Origin of the sequence: Paenibacillus sinopodophylli (genome assembly GCF_005930355.1) — a bacterium.
Lineage (GTDB): Bacteria > Bacillota > Bacilli > Paenibacillales > Paenibacillaceae > Pristimantibacillus > Pristimantibacillus sinopodophylli.
Genome location: NZ_VDBO01000009.1, coordinates 35,218 through 52,456 on the forward strand (window position 1 = coordinate 35,218; position 17,239 = coordinate 52,456).

At 42.1% G+C, this 17,239-nt stretch carries 11 protein-coding genes and 1 pseudogene; 2 read left to right on the forward strand and 10 right to left on the reverse strand.

The window, feature by feature from the left end; all coding sequences use genetic code 11:
* Positions 1-14 precede the first annotated feature (14 nt).
* On the reverse strand, positions 15-1,091 hold the full coding sequence (locus tag FGT79_RS23290; protein WP_138755246.1) for a mannose-1-phosphate guanylyltransferase: 1,077 nt from the start codon (positions 1,089-1,091) through the stop codon (positions 15-17).
* A gap of 1 nt (position 1,092) precedes the next feature.
* Positions 1,093-2,349 carry a glycosyltransferase gene (locus FGT79_RS23295; RefSeq protein WP_246096576.1) on the reverse strand — a complete coding sequence of 419 codons (1,257 nt, stop codon included), beginning with the start codon at positions 2,347-2,349 and terminating at the stop codon, positions 1,093-1,095.
* A 398-nt stretch (positions 2,350-2,747) separates the two neighbouring features.
* Here FGT79_RS23295 and FGT79_RS23300 point away from each other — a divergent pair, with 398 nt between their 5' ends.
* Positions 2,748-5,015 (forward strand): O-antigen ligase family protein, encoded by a 2,268-nt coding sequence (locus FGT79_RS23300; RefSeq protein WP_171056400.1) that lies wholly within the window; start codon positions 2,748-2,750, stop codon positions 5,013-5,015.
* Between the two features lie 122 nt (positions 5,016-5,137).
* Here the strand turns inward: FGT79_RS23300 and FGT79_RS23305 are convergent, their stop codons facing one another.
* From FGT79_RS23305 to FGT79_RS23335, 7 genes and pseudogenes are all read right to left on the reverse strand, one after another.
* Complete coding sequence (locus FGT79_RS23305; protein ID WP_138755248.1) at positions 5,138-6,610, reverse strand: hypothetical protein; 1,473 nt, start codon at positions 6,608-6,610, stop codon at positions 5,138-5,140.
* 491 nt (positions 6,611-7,101) lie between these two features.
* A pseudogene (locus FGT79_RS32640) lies at positions 7,102-7,248 on the reverse strand (transposase zinc-binding domain-containing protein); the annotation flags it as partial.
* 329 nt (positions 7,249-7,577) lie between these two features.
* Entirely contained in the window at positions 7,578-8,375 is a 798-nt protein-coding gene (locus FGT79_RS23315; protein WP_138755250.1) for an ABC transporter permease, read from the reverse strand.
* Positions 8,368-9,288 (reverse strand): ABC transporter ATP-binding protein, encoded by a 921-nt coding sequence (locus tag FGT79_RS23320; RefSeq protein ID WP_138755251.1) that lies wholly within the window; start codon positions 9,286-9,288, stop codon positions 8,368-8,370. Before FGT79_RS23320 ends, FGT79_RS23315 begins: the two co-directional genes overlap by 8 nt.
* Before the next feature lie 88 nt (positions 9,289-9,376).
* Positions 9,377-9,625, reverse strand: a complete 249-nt coding sequence (locus FGT79_RS23325; protein ID WP_171056402.1) for a hypothetical protein — start codon at positions 9,623-9,625, stop codon at positions 9,377-9,379.
* A 110-nt stretch (positions 9,626-9,735) separates the two neighbouring features.
* Positions 9,736-11,115, reverse strand: a complete 1,380-nt coding sequence (locus tag FGT79_RS23330) for a sugar phosphate nucleotidyltransferase (protein ID WP_138755253.1) — start codon at positions 11,113-11,115, stop codon at positions 9,736-9,738.
* Positions 11,116-11,164: 49 nt separating this feature from the next.
* Complete coding sequence (locus FGT79_RS23335; RefSeq protein WP_171056403.1) at positions 11,165-11,605, reverse strand: PilZ domain-containing protein; 441 nt, start codon at positions 11,603-11,605, stop codon at positions 11,165-11,167.
* Positions 11,606-11,769: 164 nt separating this feature from the next.
* Here FGT79_RS23335 and FGT79_RS32425 point away from each other — a divergent pair, with 164 nt between their 5' ends.
* Positions 11,770-11,982, forward strand: coding sequence for a helix-turn-helix domain-containing protein (locus FGT79_RS32425; protein ID WP_342778517.1), 213 nt, complete (start codon positions 11,770-11,772; stop codon positions 11,980-11,982).
* 339 nt (positions 11,983-12,321) lie between these two features.
* Here the strand turns inward: FGT79_RS32425 and gltB are convergent, their stop codons facing one another.
* Complete coding sequence (gltB, locus tag FGT79_RS23345; protein WP_138755255.1) at positions 12,322-16,926, reverse strand: glutamate synthase large subunit; 4,605 nt, start codon at positions 16,924-16,926, stop codon at positions 12,322-12,324.
* Positions 16,927-17,239 lie beyond the last annotated feature (313 nt).

A 17,239-nucleotide genomic window follows, 5' to 3' on the forward strand; every position in this document is an offset into this window, starting at 1 on the left:
CTCCTTATATGTGTTTATAGATATTGTTCAAGCTTCTGCATTCTTAATTCTTTAAGCAGTAGCTTAACTTCTTGTGCCTTGTCTTTCGTACAAATCAAAGTAACATCTTCTGTATCAACAATAATTAAATCTTCAATCCCTAACGTTGCAATCAATTTACCATTACTTTCAATAATGCAACGTTTCGTATCAATATTAAGTATATTTCCCTTAATGACATTTCCGTTACCATCCAAATCATCAATTCGTTCCAGAGCAGTCCAGCTGCCAACATCGTCCCAACCAAACAAACATGGGATCACAAAAATATCCTCTGCTTTTTCCATTATCCCATAGTCTATCGATTGATCTGGCATTTTGACGAATTCCATTGCAATTATATCATTTTGATTCGATTTCCCGAAAGCAAACTTCATCGTTTGTAATATATCATGCATTTCAGGCATTAGCTCTTTGATATATTTTCTTATGACTTCCGTTTTCCAAACAAAAATACCGCTGTTCCAATAAAAATTTCCAGATTCCAAGTAAGCTTGTGCCGTTTCTAAATCAGGCTTTTCAACAAACTTATTCACTTTATAAACACTTACATTATCCACTTTATTTTCTATTCCTGTACTTTCTATATATCCGTAACCCGTTTCGGGATATGTCGGCTCAATTCCTAATGTTACTAACTTTCCATTATCATTAGCAACTTCGACAGCAGTTTTTAAAATATCAATAAATCCTTTATCATTTTGAATAATATGATCTGAAGGCATAACAATCATCGTGCTATCTGGAAACCGATCCTCAATAATCAAAGATGCAAGTCCAATACATGGTGCTGTATTTCTACCTACTGGTTCAATAATAATATTTTCATGTGGTAAATGTGGAATTTGTGCTTTGAGCAGCTCTGCATACAATTCATTTGTAACAATAAATATTTTATTGATATCTATTAGCAATTCTAATCTCGCTATAGATTGCTGTATCATTGATTTGTTTCCGGATATATTTAGAAATTGTTTAGGGAGGTTTGTACGACTCTTTGGCCAAAACCTTTCTCCTTTTCCTCCTGCCATTATTACACAAGTAATCGTCATATTAACCTCCACTGTTCCATCGTTTTATGTAATCCAGACGTTTTAAAATCAATCGCCCTACAACATCCGGAGAGAACTCTTTTTTAATTGTTAGTTCACCTTGCTCTGCTATGCTATCCCGATACTCCTCATCATTTAAAAGTCTTAGCATATAATCTCTTGCATGATTCACATCAGGTTCGGCCCAATATTGATACTCTTCGTATGGTCCATAAGTACTTTTCAACTTAACTAATTCATAATTCACTGGGCATGAATTGTCATATTTCATAAAATCCGTATTTGATGACCAATTTGTCCCTATGACAGGTTTTTTTAAATACATCGCTTCTGCTAATCCGAGACCAAAACCTTCGCTTCTATGTAGTGAAATAAAACAATCAGATATCTTTAACAAAGCATTTATATCGTTTCTTGATAAGATTTCTTTAATAATATATATATTATTATAGTTTCCTATCAGTTCCTGCAGCATTTCCATTTCATCAGACTGAGTATTACTCACATTCACTTTGATAATTAAGCCAACAGCTTTATCATCATGTTCAAACGCTGCTTTAAAAGCTAGAATCGAAGCTTGTGGATTTTTACGTTCTTGGTAGCTTTTAACATCATACATGGTTAAGAATAAAAATCCACTTTCAGGAAGATTAAAATATACTCTATTTCTATCCTGATCAACTTTGACTTGAATACTGTGAGGAATGCGAATGACAGGTACCGAACTTTTTAAGGCAATTGATTCTGCCACAAAAGTTGAAGGTACCCAAATTTCATCTACCAAGTTAAAGCTATCTAGCCACTGATCAGGAAAATCCGGTAACTCCCAATGCCAATATCCGATATTGTATCGACTATTAAATATCTGATTCCCATAATGAGCATAGATTTCCGTCATTTGTTCTGCATTGATGTGAAAAACATTTACATCATATTTAGGATGATCTACTTCCTTATGCACCCAACTCGTATCCGACATTCTAGCGTTATTTGTTCCTTTGAAGTTAATAATTCCAAAAGGTACATTAGCAGCCGTCAGTGAATTAGCTGCAATTCGGCAAGATTCTCCAATACCCATTTCTGCCCTTGCGTAGCCAACTAAATTTATCCCTGTTGCTTCTATTTTTTTTTGACCTACATTCTTTTTTTCAATTGGAAATGCTGTCTTAAGCAATTTCCTTTTTATATGCTGCATCATTTGTGGAGAAATAAACATTGATGCAATTTTTTTGGACGGTATTGCTGCTTTATACAGCACTCTAAAAACCGCTTTCTTAATACAAACCACCACCAAAAATCTTTTTATTTATCTATACGAAAATACAGTTCTTATTCAGATTCCACACTATATAAACATTTTTCATTATATAAAGGTTGCAAATAAAATGATTTCCACAGAAAAAAAAGTTTTGAGTATCCTCGTTATCTTACCAAAGTTCCTTCCATATTCATACCTTATTCTCCTGCCAAAACCAAACAAATTGTAGAATTTATGCGAAAAGGCGCCTCATTCGACAAACCCCAATCCCTACAAATTTGTAAACAACATACAAATATTCCCCTCCTATTCTAGCATTCTCCCCCCCCATTTGTTAAACTACTAACAGAAGCAAACCGTTTTCTATACATATAACTATGGATGAGGAGTACTTACGAATGAGTGCACGAACGAATGCAAAAAGCAGTATACCCACCGCAGCAGCTGATGTTACGCTGCTTAGATGGATCGGAACGATTGGTATCGCCTTATTTTTAATTATTTTCCCGTATGAGAAAGGTCTGTTTAATGGGTATGAGCTTGCTTTCGAGAAGCCTATCTATAGCGCCGTTATCTTTGGTTATGTACTGCTCATTATAACTGCAGCTTTCGCATACCGTAATGCACAGCACCACAGCTACCGAGGGATTTTGTCGATTGCTGTCATGGTTCTACCGCTAATTTATTGGTTATCCTCCTTTCAAGCAGTATCTGATTATTACGCTAAATTCATGATACTTGTCTTTTTCCTTATGGCTGCGTTATTTATTTCCAGTCTTTATTTAGCCGAATCTGTACAATCACGTAAAGTAATTGAATATGCACTTGTGTTCTCTTCCTATTTAATTGTTCTATTTGGCATATTCAATTTGTTTGGACAAATGTATTATAGAGACGCACTCTGGCTCGCTCATGACGGCTACCGTCTATCATCCGTTTTTCAATATTCCAATACATATGCGGGCTTTCTCGCTGCTTTATTTTTAGTTAGCCTCTATTATGCCGTGCATTGTATTCGTCCCTCTGCGCGAATCGTGCATGCAGCGATGCTGGTACCGATCTGGATTTCGTTTATGTTCACCTACTCACGCGGAGCTATTGTCGTCATTCCAGTTTTGGTATTAATATTGCTGCCCTTCCTGCGTTTTACGAAGCAAATCGCCTACCTTATTTTCATGGTACTCTCCGTAATTATCTCAATGGCTATATTAGGGAAACTAACGACTAACGCCGATGCCATTGCTTTACTCGTACAGCCTACAGAATCGAAAGCAGAAAGTCCGATTTCCTTGTTCAGCTCATTGCCTTTGCAGAATTGGGGACTTCTCTTACTCGGCAGCGTTATCACTGTTGGTTTCATTATGTTCTATCATGCCAAAGCTAGCGCTTGGATTGAAACGAAACTGAGCAAGCTGTCTACTCGCAAATGGTCCTTCGCCGCTGTACCGGTCATTTCTCTTGTTCTTGCAGCTATTATCGCTGGCAGTCTTTTAAGCAGCAGTACTATTCGCGGCCTGTTGCCAGAGAAGATTGCTAATCGTTTTGAAAACATCAATTTACAGCAGCACAGCGTACTTGAACGTTTAACCTTCTATAAGGATGGGCTTCGTGTAGCCGAAGATTATCCTTTGCTCGGCGGTGGGGGCGGTGCTTGGCAATCGATGTTCGAGCAATATCAGAATAATCCTTATTGGAGTAGACAGTCTCATAGCTTTTTTGTTCAAGTTCTAGTAGAGAGCGGCTGGTTAGGACTAATCGCACTTATCGCACTACTTGTATTCGTCTATACCCTGTATATTAGAAAATTCATTCGGCACCCTGAGCTTCGCGGCAGCCATTTGATCTTTTTCATCTTCTCATTAGGACTGCTCATGCACAGTGCCATTGACTTCGATATGAGTTATATCTATATTAGCGCGATTGTTTTTATCAGCTTAGGCGCTATGCTCGCTCCTTATGGAAGCAAGCTAACATTTAACCGTGATAAGCTGAAGGCATTGACAGAACGTGGATGGGTGAAGCTTGTCTTCCCTTCCCTGTTGGTACTTTTATCCTTATTTGCAATCGTCATGGCAGCTAGTGAAACCAGTGCAATTAATAAATATAATAAAGCCTATACACTTGCCGTTCATCAGCAGACACCACTCGATCAATTGATGCCTATGTTAAATGAAGCCATTGCTGCATCATCTGCTCACTCGGCATTTGCAGTTACGAAAGCCGATTGGCTGGAGCAGGCCTATACGCAAACGAATAGCGATTCCTTATTGGAAGATGCTATCGAAACGGTCAATCTTGGAAGAGAATCGGATCCCTATAACCGCGGTCTGCTTATGTCACAATATCGTTTATTACAAGTTAAAGGCTCCTTCGATGCATCACTTAATGTCATTGATGAAGGTCTGAATAAGTTCCCTTGGGATATTAAGCTGTATGAGGCAGCAATAACCTCCTATGTCAAAGCCTATGAGACAGCAATAACGGATAATAATCAGGCCGATGCCAATAAGTATTCTCAGCGTGTTAACGACCTCTCTAACGAGATAGAGAGAAGAATTAATCAGTTGTCTGAATTGCCTCCAGAACAGCAGCAGGGACGTTCCTTCGCGTTTACACCAGCGATTGAACAAGCCCTCTCTCAGCTAGAGTTAGCTGCTGCTCAATAGTGATGTTCAATTCACATAGTGAACGGTCCGCAGGCACAGATAGTTTGTGCCTTGCGGGCTGTTTTTCGTCACTATTTTTGGATTAGGATAGTGGCATACATAAAAAAAGAGCCATTCGGCTCTTAATCTATTAGTATTCTTGATATATCCTTATCCCAATGTAAGATTGTATAATCTTTAAACTGGTATGTGTTATCCGGAATTCCGAACTTAATTTCAGCGTTTTCTTTATTAATATTTCCCCAGTTCGTACTATCAAATATTAAAAAGTTAGCAGGTTCTTTATACCAATCAGTTTTAGAAAGCCATTCAAATGGAGTTGTATCCTGATCATGAATTATGGGTCTAACTTTTACGGCATCATTACTTTCTAATGTAATGATAGAGGAATTCCAGTACGATCCATACCCATATTTCAAACCTTTGCTTTGTAAAAAATCCACCACTTCAGTAAATGGAGTGATAGGTTTGTTATAACTTACGCTTTGTAATGATGTGACGAAAAAAATCACATAAGTAATTGATACAGCAGTTCTTATTTTTTTGTTATCTAAACGTTCAATGGCATACTTTCCGAGATATATCGAGACAAATACAAAAGCAGGTAGGATGTACCTAGTTGTGGCTAAGTTGACTGCCATGTTGCTTCCAATATACTCCGCTACATTAATAACTATTGCTAAAATAAGAAATAGTTCTAATGTCGATGGTTTGTTTCTAATCACTTTTTTAATACCGAGATACATAACAAAGACGACAAGAAGCAAAATAATTAAGTGAATTAAAATTATTAGTGTTGTAAAGGAGATTGATTTACCGAAAAAATTTGCACCATATAGTTCTAAAATTCCCTCTACTGTTAAAGATAAATTTAGTTTGAATTCATCAATCTGTAAAAACCGTGTCGCCCCTATGCTTGGGATGTCAAACCCAATGACTTTTAATATTATTTTTGATGCAACATAGGATAAAATCACCATTCCTAATGAAATTAACTCTCGTCTATCTCGAAACGCTTGATAGACACATGCAAGTACAAAAGGTAAAACAAAAAACCAAAGTGCAAATGGATCAGATATTAATACCAAAGTGAGAAACACGAAAAACACACCGTACTTCACATAAATATTTTTAGCATTTTCCCAAACCAAAAGAGCTATAAGACAATACATTAAAGAACTTACATGCATTGGCCCAGAAAATATGATATTAGCTGAAAATGAAACCGGCGCTCCTATTATAAGGAAGGTAATAAAGGCTCGTTTGTATGAGAATTCACTCCCATTTTTACCACTAAGCCACATACATAAGATAACCATCCCTGCATAAAAAAATGAAGTCCCTAAGAATATAACTTTCGTGGAAAAGCCGAGAACTGGTATGAGCATGGCATAAAGCGCTAAATCGGTAGTGATGTAAGCCCCAGTTGATAAATACCAATTACGCAGAAATAGATTACCATCAATCATTTCTTTTGCTTGTAGAACTCCAGTTGCTCCGTCGGAGTTCATAGGTACTCTGAGAGAGAGTCCATAATAATATAAGACAAGAATGGAAACGAATAAAATAATCCCTATAATCCGATAATTTTTCATATGAGCCCCTTTTCAAACATATTAAACATTGGAATTATAGCATCAAACAAAATTATTAGCTACCACCTTTTTTCGCCTGGATTCGAAAACAGAAATAAATATTATGCACTTGTCTTTCTTTCGTTCATTGGAAGGAATCCCCTATTTCTTTTTATATGCTCGTTCTGTTTCCTCATCATAACAATAAATTCGTCCATAGACTGCATGCCAAATAACGACCTATATACTTGGCCGCTCCACGAGTATCCTTCATTTTTTCTACGTCGACTTAGAAACATACTTATATTAACTAACGTTTTTACTTTCGCATTCTCTGGGTAACACTTTAACAATAAGTCCAGCTGCAGTTTCTGTCATAACTTTCTCAGGTAAGTATAAAAAATATACGCCACGCTCTTCCAGTGCTTATTTCGATTTAACGCTCCCTTCGCCACTTTTCTGTTTATTTCATTCAACTTACCACGATACGTAAAAGAGTATTTTCTCAATTCTTACGGTACGGTAAAGACCGTATAGCGATGAGGAATATTCAGGGTTCGCACCTGCTGCTTTTCTGCCCAGTCGTCAGTGTATTTCTTCCCACATTCATGACAAAACCGACTTCTATACGTGAAACACACAAACATGGCTTCTGATTTCCCTTCTGTACAACCCCTACATCATTTCTTGCATATCCATATTCTTCGTTCCGCATCATGTCGCTTTCTTCACTGCATCTGGAATCAATTAGTGTGGAGTTCCCGGAATCCATGAAAGTGATCCTTAAAGATCTGTTATACTATTCCTCGTTTTTTCCATGTCTCACGCTTCTCTATGCCAATCTCCCTTTTTCTTTGATTTCAATAGATTTTCCCACAATCTTAGATTTGTATAGTTTCTTAAACAATAAAAAAAGCTGCTCCTGATATAAGCTTCTAGAAGAAGCCTATACAGCAGGAGCAGCTTTGAGGTTCCGTTCACGTTCTACCTATGAAGCGACATCACGTTTATTAAAGACATACCAAGTTAATGCAATAAACAAGACATAATAGACACCCAGCACACCTAAGGAATAACCAAGAGTCATACCTTCCCTCATCGGATTACCATCCAAATACTGAGTCAAATTCAGGTGGACAAATAATAAGTAATCAACCCACTTATAACCAAGCAATGCAATGAGCCCGATGAAACTATTCACTCCGAGTAGAAGGAAAAGAGCAAATCCAATTGCAAGACCGCTACTGCGGAAAATCGTGGATAACATAAAGGCTAATGTTACCGTTACTACTAGTGAAATCAGTGTCAGTCCATAATACTTCAACATATAGGAGAATGGATTCACGCCCTCTAATCCTACAAAGGTTGCTTTAACTTCCGGGTTTGCATTGATTCCAAAACAAATCCAGTTTATAAGCAATGTGCTGGCGAACAATACGACAGCAAGCATAAGAGCAAATATTATAATCGATAAATATTTTGACAATAATATTTTCGAACGTGACCAAGGACGGATCAGCAGCAATTTAATCGTGCCACTCGTAAACTCCTCCGCAACTCCTCCAGCAGCAATAACTACCGTGAAGATCGTTACAAGTAAAAACAAAATGGAAGATTCCATAAAAGCTACATCCCACATCGAAGTGCTGCTTCTTTCGCCGAATATAAGCCATAGAATCGATATTGTTAGTACGAGTAAGACTAATATCCCTGTCATTACCCAAGTCCGGGGACGTCGGTAAATCTTCATGTTCTCATTCTGAATCAGCGGCATAAAATTACCCAATTCGTTCGCCTCCAGTCACTTCCAGGAATTGATCTTCCAGTGTTTTGACCTGCGCTCTAATCCCGTATACTTTAATACCTGCGGCTACAAGCGACGCATTAATAGCAGCCGTACTTTCCTTGTCTGCTTCAACAGCTACAGCTTCCGTACCAACATGTTCGCCTACGAAACCAGCAGCACGCAGTACCTCCATAGCACTTTTCTGCTGATCAACTTCAATGACTACACGGCTGCTGTCTGTGACTGCATCTTTGCCCTTAATTGTTCTTACGTCAATCAGCTTTCCATTCTGAATAATGGCGACACGATCGCACATTAACTCCATCTCGGACAGCAAATGACTGGAAACGAATACCGCAATACCTTCATCCTTCGACAGCATGCGCAGATAATCACGAAGCTCACGTATGCCAGCAGGGTCCAAGCCATTCGTCGGCTCATCCAGTATAAGAAGCTGCGGTTTATGTAAGATTGCCTGGGCAACGCCTAACCGTTGACGCATGCCTAGTGAATAGGTTTTTACCTTATCCCGAATTCGCCCTTCAAGTCCGACTAGCTTAACCACTTCATGTACGCGATGCTCTGTAATGCCTGGTATCATTCGAGCGTAATGGATAAGGTTGTCATAGCCACTCAAGTACTTATACATTTCAGGATTCTCTACGATTGCTCCGACATGACGAATTGCTTTCTCGTACTCTTTCGTAATGCTATGACCGCCAATTGTAATTTCTCCATCAGTAAGCGACATTAGACCCACCATCATGCGAATCGTAGTCGTTTTGCCGGAACCATTCGGTCCAAGGAAGCCAAATACTTCTCCAAGCGGCAAATCAAGTGTCAGCCGATCAATTATCGTTCTTTTGCCGATTTTTTTCGTTACGTTATGCAGTTTCACAATTGTCTGCTCCATAGTTGTGCTCCTCCTTCAAAAATCCAAATCTTATTCATTATAAACCATCAAGGAAACAATTGGAAGTTAACAAAAGAAACACCTCCATCTACAGCTGAGCTGCAGAATGGAGGCTGGAATGATCATTCGTTCGATAAGGTTGTATAACATGTTCGGCAACTTTCGCATCTGCGCGAAGGAACATTTTATAGTCATAGTTACTGGTCTTACCCGCTGTTTCTACTATAGCATCCAGCTTATCCTGCTCCACGCTGCATACTAAGCAATACCCCATTGGATGTACCACTCGGAAAAAACCTGTTCGGAACAAAATATCCGCCTCAGGATTAGTAAGCATCTCTCCGCAACTAACGCAATAAAAACGGTCCTTTGAACATATCATCCGATAGATCGCTCCCTCTCTCTTTCGTAATGACTGTATCCACTTTTATGAGTGCTATAGATATCTTATACCATATTTATTTGACTCGTAATTTCATCCCAAGTGACGCCGAGCCTAATAATATCATCATCTGTAACTTGCTCGCCTGTCTGTACCTCAATCAACTCCATATTTACAGTGGCACGCACGCTATGTCTGGCTCGCTCTGGAATCGTGACCGTATCTCCTGGAGCAATATGCCTATACATCTCATCAAGGATAAGTATGCCTTCTCCTGATAATACTGTCCATGCTTCTTTGCGTCTGAAATGCATTTGATAGCTCGTATTGTGGCCGGCTGCAATAAATAAACGCTTGGTGACACTATGTAATCCAGAAGCAAGTACAGCTGAATCCACAACCTTGGAATGACCCCAGCGTCTTTCCTCATATTTAGGCCGTTCATTCATCGTCTGCAGCTTCGCATTGAGCATCGAATCAGCAGATTTACTGGCAACGAGGATGCCATCGGGACTTGCCGCAACAAAGATATTATTCAAACCAATAATGGAGATTGGGATATCCAGCTCGTTAAACAGCTGAGATTGCTCGCTGTCACTGGAGATAACGCCAGCACCCATTCTCTCAAAAGCGATTTCTTGTGATAATGTTTTCCAGGTTCCAAGATCCTTCCAACAACCTTCATAACGTATAACCGAACGCATTGTTGTTTTTTGCGTAACTTCAGTCTCGAAGCTCGTTTTCGGCAATCTATAGTATTGTTTATACAACTCATCATAATGGATCGGCAATCCGCGATTCATAAGCAGCGTAATCATGAAATCAAGCTGAAAGGCGTAAATACCTGTATTCCATAACGCGCCTTCCTTCATTAAGGATTCCGCTTCACGCTCATATGGTTTTTCCTTAAACTTCTTCACCGTTTGCTCGTACAAGTCCTCTCTGCTATGACGACACGCATCCGGAATGATATATCCGTATTGCTCTGATGGACAGCAAGGTCTTGTCCCAACCATGAGAAGCTCTGAACGGCTTTCTCTCACAAGCTTAGGAATCCCTCTTATAAATGTGAAGAACTCACTATCAACATATGCATCAACCGGCATGACAATAACGGTTTCGCTTAATGATACACCGGCAATCGAATACAAGTAAGCAGAGGCAAGTGCTATCGCAGGGTAGGTGTCTCGTTGCTCCGATTCAATAATGACAGGAGCTTCCAATCCCAGCTGCCTTTGCAAAATCTCTAACTGTCCCCTGCAAGTCGCAATACGTGTATGCTCCTGCAAATCTGCTTCATCGAGCTGTCGCCATAATCGCTGAAGCATGGATTCTATTTTTCCATCCGGCCCTTCCAGAACTGACAGATATTGCTTGGCTCGGCTGCTGTTCGATAAGGGCCATAGCCTTTTACCCGATCCCCCGGATAATAGTATAATTTTCAATCCCTTTTCCTCCTTCTTACAGGTCTATTCCGAATGATTCAGAGTAGGCCTAACCGCTGTAATGCAGCCTTTTCGTATTCAACAATCGGCTATATAAATAATGAATTTTTTGCTGCTGAGGCTGCCTCTCCAATATCTCCTGGTTCATTACGCCAATGATTAAAGAACGAAGCGTATTGGAGCACTCGAATCGGACACCATGAGCATACTGGTTGTCTTGTTTGGCATTCCATACAATTTTGCCTCTAACCATAATCTGAACATTCGAAATCGTCATCCGAAATTCCACGAAATAATTATGCTGGACGGGCAAATGCAAGCCCGATAAAAAACATAAACCATTCTGACTTAAATTGAGCAGAAGCACTGTAGTAGTCGAGGCGGTCAACTGTTGACCGTCCTTGCTAATTAATCTTAATTCTGATTTTACGCCTTCTATGAAGCGAAGCCTGATGTGGGCGCGAGTTGTATCGTTTGCATTCGTCGCCATATTCCATTCCTCCATCATACCTAATTACAAATTTGATTCTTTATCCTCATGAATTTCCGCAAAAGTATGGATTATTGCTATATACGTATTCGAATAGAGAGACAAGTCTTGTTAGGCACTGGGGAGTTTCATGAATATCGGTAATCGGCTTGCTGCACTCCGAGATGAGCGGAAATGGACGCAGTTGCATACCTCTCGCGCTTGGTATATCACGCGCAGCCATATCTCATTATGAGAAGAATCGAAGGGAGCCCGATTCTGAAACATTATCGAAGTTTGCTGATTCATATCAAGTTACGGTAGATTATTTGGTAGGCAGAACGTTGGTCCCAATCAGAAGCTTATCCATAATGTACGAAGTTTTGTCGATGGGCTAGAGATATCTGATGATGAGCTGCTGGAAAAATATCATTTGACTATAGATGGTCGGTTACTTACTGCCGAAGAAACAAAGCTGTTTATTAATTGGGTGCGGACAAAGAGACAGGGAGGCGACTATCATATAGTAAGGCTCCTCATAAAATCATTGATAATGATAGAAATATTAACATCATTATACCCGACCCGCCGGATGGAATTTGTCGGTTAATGGGTGCGGGTTTTTTCTAATTTAGTGACATTTTGTCGAAAAACAAAAGGGACTGTCGCCAGAAGCAGCTTAAGCTGCTTCTGGGACAGTCCCTTATCTAGAATGTTTAATTACATACTAGAATGATTTATTTGCCGCCTGCTCGTGCAAGCTCTTTTTTGTTCGCTTCGAAAGCTGCAAGCAAAGCTTCTTCGCCCACTAGACCGCTATCTTCGACCTTGCGGATCTGTTCAAGCATACGTTTGTAATCTTTAGGAATAACTTTGACGAATTTCGACAATGAAGTCTCCCATTCATTCAACACACGGGAGCCAATGGCGCTTTCCGTATATTGAACATGTGCTTCAACCAGTCCTCGCAGCTCTGCAACATCAAGTGAATCTTCAAGACGCTCCAGCAATACCATCTCCAAGTTGCAATGGTTGTAGAAATCGCCTTTCTCATCATAGATGTAAGCAACTCCGCCAGACATACCGGCTGCAAAGTTACGTCCTGTGTTACCGAGAATAACAACGCGTCCGCCTGTCATATATTCACAGCCGTGGTCGCCAACACCTTCAACGACTACATTCGCTCCACTATTGCGGACTGCGAAGCGCTCACCTGCTGCACCGCGGATATACGCTTGGCCGCTAGTCGCGCCATAGAGGGCAGTATTGCCGATAATAACGTTCTCTTCAGCTACAAACGTTGCCTTAGGAGATGGAGCTACGATAATTTTACCGCCAGAAAGACCTTTACCGACGTAGTCATTCGAATCCCCTTCAATCGACAGCGTGATGCCATTCGGTACGAATGCACCGAAGCTTTGTCCCGCTGTACCAACAAAATGATAAGAAATCGTATCTTCAGGCAAGCCTGCTGCACCGTAACGCCGGGTAACCTCGCTGCCAAGAATCGTACCGACAACACGGTTCGTATTCAAGATTGGGAAAGTACCGCGTACGCGTTCACCACTCTCAAGTGCTGCTTGAGCGAGTGGAACAAGCTGCTGCATATCAAGCGATAGCTCAAGACCGTGATTTTGCTCTTGAATATTGTAGCGTACCGCATCCTTAGGCAGATCCGCTTCATAGAGCAAGCCCGACAGATCGATGCCTTTCGCTTTGTAATGCTCAAGGAGCTGCTTCGTTTCAAGAATATCAACGCGTCCGACCATCTCTTGAATCGTACGGAAGCCAAGCTCAGCCATAATCTCACGCAGCTCTTCAGCGATGAAGCGCAGGTAATTAACAACATGACTCGGGTCACCCATGAATTTTTTACGTAGCTCAGGGTTCTGCGTTGCGACACCAACTGGACAAGTATCCAATTGACACACACGCATCATAATACAGCCAAGCACGATAAGCGGTGCTGTCGAGAAGCCATACTCTTCGGCGCCAAGCAACACAGCAATCGCTACGTCACGGCCGTTCATCATTTTTCCGTCTGTCTCCAGAACGACACGATCACGCAATTTGTTCAGCATGAGTGTTTGGTGCGTTTCAGCAAGTCCAAGCTCCCACGGCAAACCTGCATGACGGATAGAACCCATTGGGGATGCCCCTGTACCGCCATCATAACCGCTGACCATGATAACATCTGCACGGCCTTTCGCAACACCGGTCGCAATCGTACCAACACCAACACCAGAAACGAGTTTAACGTTAATTCGTGCGCGCGGGTTCGCATTTTTCAAGTCATGTACAAGCTCTGCCAAATCCTCAATCGAGTAAATATCGTGATGCGGCGGCGGCGAAATAAGTCCTACGCCAGGTGTTGAACCGCGTACCTCAGCTACCCAAGGATATACTTTAAGACCAGGTAGTTGACCACCCTCACCAGGCTTAGCGCCTTGGGCCATTTTGATCTGAATTTCGTCAGCATTTACCAAGTAATTGCTCGTTACGCCGAAACGTCCAGATGCAACCTGCTTAATGGCACTGCGCCTTGAATCGCCGTTCGCGTCTGGAATGAAACGAGCCGGGTCTTCCCCGCCTTCGCCTGTGTTCGATTTGCCGCCAAGACGGTTCATCGCGATCGCGAGACTTTCATGCGCTTCTTTACTAATGGAACCAAATGACATCGCGCCTGTCTTGAAACGTTTCACGATTGATTCGATCGATTCAACCTCATCCAGCGAAACGGCCTGACGACCTCCCTTAAATTGAAGGAGCGAACGCAGTGTCAAATGCTTCTTGTCTTCACCCTGAACAAGGGATGAGAACTTTTTGTATAGCTTGTAATCATTGGCACGCGAAGCCATTTGGAGCGTATGGATCGTCTGTGGCGTGAACAAGTGATCCTCGCCGTCTTTGCGCCATTGATAATCGCCGCCGGAATCAAGTTCCTTTTCGCTTCCCTCTTGCTCAGCGAACGCACGATTGTGATGCTTCAACGATTCATCGGCAATAACATCGAGACCGATACCGCCAATCCGTGATGGTGTCCCTGTGAAGTACTGATTAATGACATCCTCTTTCAAGCCGAGTGCTTCGAAAATCTGAGCACCGCGGTAAGATTGAATCGTCGAGATTCCCATTTTGGACAATATTTTGATAACGCCTTTTGTGGCGGCTTTAATAAAGTTTTTCACAGCTTTGTCATGCGACACGCCGCGAAGCATACCTTGACGAATCATATCGTCAAGCGTTTCGAATGCAAGGTAAGGATTAACCGCACTTACGCCGTAACCAAGCAGCAAAGCAAAATGATGCACTTCGCGCGGCTCGCCCGACTCAAGCAGTATGGCAACCTTCGTACGCGTACCTTGACGGATCAGATGGTGATGCAATGCCGATACCGCAAGCAAAGCCGGAATAGCAGCATTATCCTTGTCTACACCGCGATCAGATAGAATAAGCAAGTTATGTCCTTTAGCAATTACGCGGTCAGCCGCTTCGCACATTTGCGTTAACGCAGCGCGGAGACCCGCCTCGCCTTCATTCGCAGCGAAGAAGATCGGAAGCGTAATAGAACGGAAGCCCGGACGACGCACATGGCGCAGCTTAGCGAATTGCTCATTGGATAGAATAGGCGTATCCAGTTTGATATGGCGACAGCTCTCTGGCTCCGGGTTGAGCAAGTTGCGCTCTGGTCCAATTGTTGTCCCTGTTGCCGTAATGATCTCCTCACGGATTGCATCGATCGGCGGGTTCGTAACTTGAGCAAACAGCTGCTTGAAGTAATTGTATAAACGCTGTGGGCGTTCAGACAATACTGCAAGAGGTGCATCGTAGCCCATCGAAGCGATCGGCTCAGCGCCGCTGCCGGCCATTGGCTCAAGCACTTTGCGAACATCTTCGAACGTATAGCCGAATGCTTGCTGCCTCATTTGGACAGTCTCGTGATTCGGTTCAGGAAGCTCCGGCGCATCTGGAAGATCTTCCAAATCAACGAGATGCTCATTCAGCCACTCACGATAAGGATGCTCCGTCTCAATCTCCGCTTTCACTTCTTCATCAGAAATGATACGGCCCTTCTCTGTATCAACTAGCAGCATACGTCCAGGACGCAGTCTGTCTTTGTATAAAATATCTTCTGGCGGAAGCTCAACGGTTCCTGCCTCTGAGCCGAGAATGATATGATCATCCTTCGTTACATAGTAACGAGCAGGACGAAGACCGTTACGGTCAAGCACTGCGCCGATTTTCACACCATCCGTGAAGCCAAGCGCCGCTGGTCCATCCCACGGCTCCATCAAGGTGCTGTGGTATTCGTAGAATGCTTTGCGCTCATCGCTCATGTTCTCATGGTTAGACCATGGTTCTGGAACCATCATCATCGCAGCATGTGCCATAGAGCGGCCGGATAAGAACAGAAATTCCAATGTGTTATCAAACATCGCCGTGTCAGAGCCGTCAGGGTTAATAACCGGCTTAATCTTCTCGATATCGTCACCGAAAAGTTCAGTTGCGAACAGCGTTTGACGTGCATGCATCCAGTTCACGTTGCCGCGTAGTGTATTGATCTCACCGTTGTGGATCATATAATGGAAAGGATGCGCGCGTTCCCAGCTAGGGAATGTGTTCGTACTGAAACGGGAGTGAACAAGCGCCATCGCAGAAACGACCGACTCATCGTTCAATTCCGTGTAGAACGAGCGAACCTGCTCTGTTGTAAGCATCCCTTTGTAGACGATCTTTCTCGAGGACAAGCTCGAGAAATAGAACATATTGCCGCCTTCTTTGCCAGCATAACGTATGGCAAGCTCAGAGCGCTTGCGAATGACATATAATTTGCGTTCGAACGCCATATTGTCCTTCAAGTCTGCGTTCATGCCAATGAACAGCTGACGAACATAAGGCTTAACAGCCAGTGCTGATTCACCTAGCTTCTTATCGTCTGTCGGAACTGTACGCCATCCAATAAGCGATTGGTTCTCTTCCCGAACAATCGATTCCACTTCATGCTCAATAGCGCTGCGAGCAGCTTCATCCTGCGGCATGAATATCATACCTACGGCATATTGCCCTGGGGCAGGAAGCTCGATCTCTTGTTTCTTCAACTCAGCTGCAAAAAAAGCATGCGGAATTTGAAGCAAAATACCTGCTCCATCTCCTGTGTTCGGTTCGCTGCCTTGACCGCCGCGATGCTCCATATTCTCGAGCAGCATCAGCGCTTGGCGGATGACCTTGTGCGATTTAATTCCCTTGATGTTGGCCACAAAGCCCATGCCGCAAGCATCTTTCTCAAATTGCGGATCATAGAGCCCCTGCTTCGGCGGCAATCCCAAAATATGTTCTTTCATTGTGTGCAACCTTTCTATGAGAAGATTTTTGGGCTAGCGTGAACATGTTGAAAACAAGCATGAATGAATACGCATTACGCTTCATTTTTGGCTTATTTTATCATAGAATGGTAGTCAGCGAGGCGCATCGGCCTGCTACTTGCCACTCATAAGCTAAACGTCTGCGGCCCTGCTAAAGGGCGCATCCGATTAATTGACCATAGACCGAGCCTATACCGCCACATTGCGATTATTATATTATTTTAACATTAGGCAATTGCGGAATCAATTTAATATTTTCATAATTATTTGCACTATTTTACTACTTACGCAT

Coding starts and splice junctions, on each gene's coding strand:
- FGT79_RS23300 (WP_171056400.1), top strand. CDS start 2,748: ATGAGTGCACGAACGAATGCAAAAAGCAGTATACCCACCGCAGCAGCT.
- FGT79_RS23305 (WP_138755248.1), bottom strand. CDS start 6,610: ATGAAAAATTATCGGATTATAGGGATTATTTTATTCGTTTCCATTCTT.
- FGT79_RS23335 (WP_171056403.1), bottom strand. CDS start 11,605: ATGGCGACGAATGCAAACGATACAACTCGCGCCCACATCAGGCTTCGC.
- gltB (WP_138755255.1), bottom strand. CDS start 16,926: ATGAAAGAACATATTTTGGGATTGCCGCCGAAGCAGGGGCTCTATGAT.
- FGT79_RS23320 (WP_138755251.1), bottom strand. CDS start 9,288: ATGGAGCAGACAATTGTGAAACTGCATAACGTAACGAAAAAAATCGGC.
- FGT79_RS23290 (WP_138755246.1), bottom strand. CDS start 1,091: ATGACGATTACTTGTGTAATAATGGCAGGAGGAAAAGGAGAAAGGTTT.
- FGT79_RS23325 (WP_171056402.1), bottom strand. CDS start 9,625: ATGCTTACTAATCCTGAGGCGGATATTTTGTTCCGAACAGGTTTTTTC.
- FGT79_RS32425 (WP_342778517.1), top strand. CDS start 11,770: ATGAGCGGAAATGGACGCAGTTGCATACCTCTCGCGCTTGGTATATCA.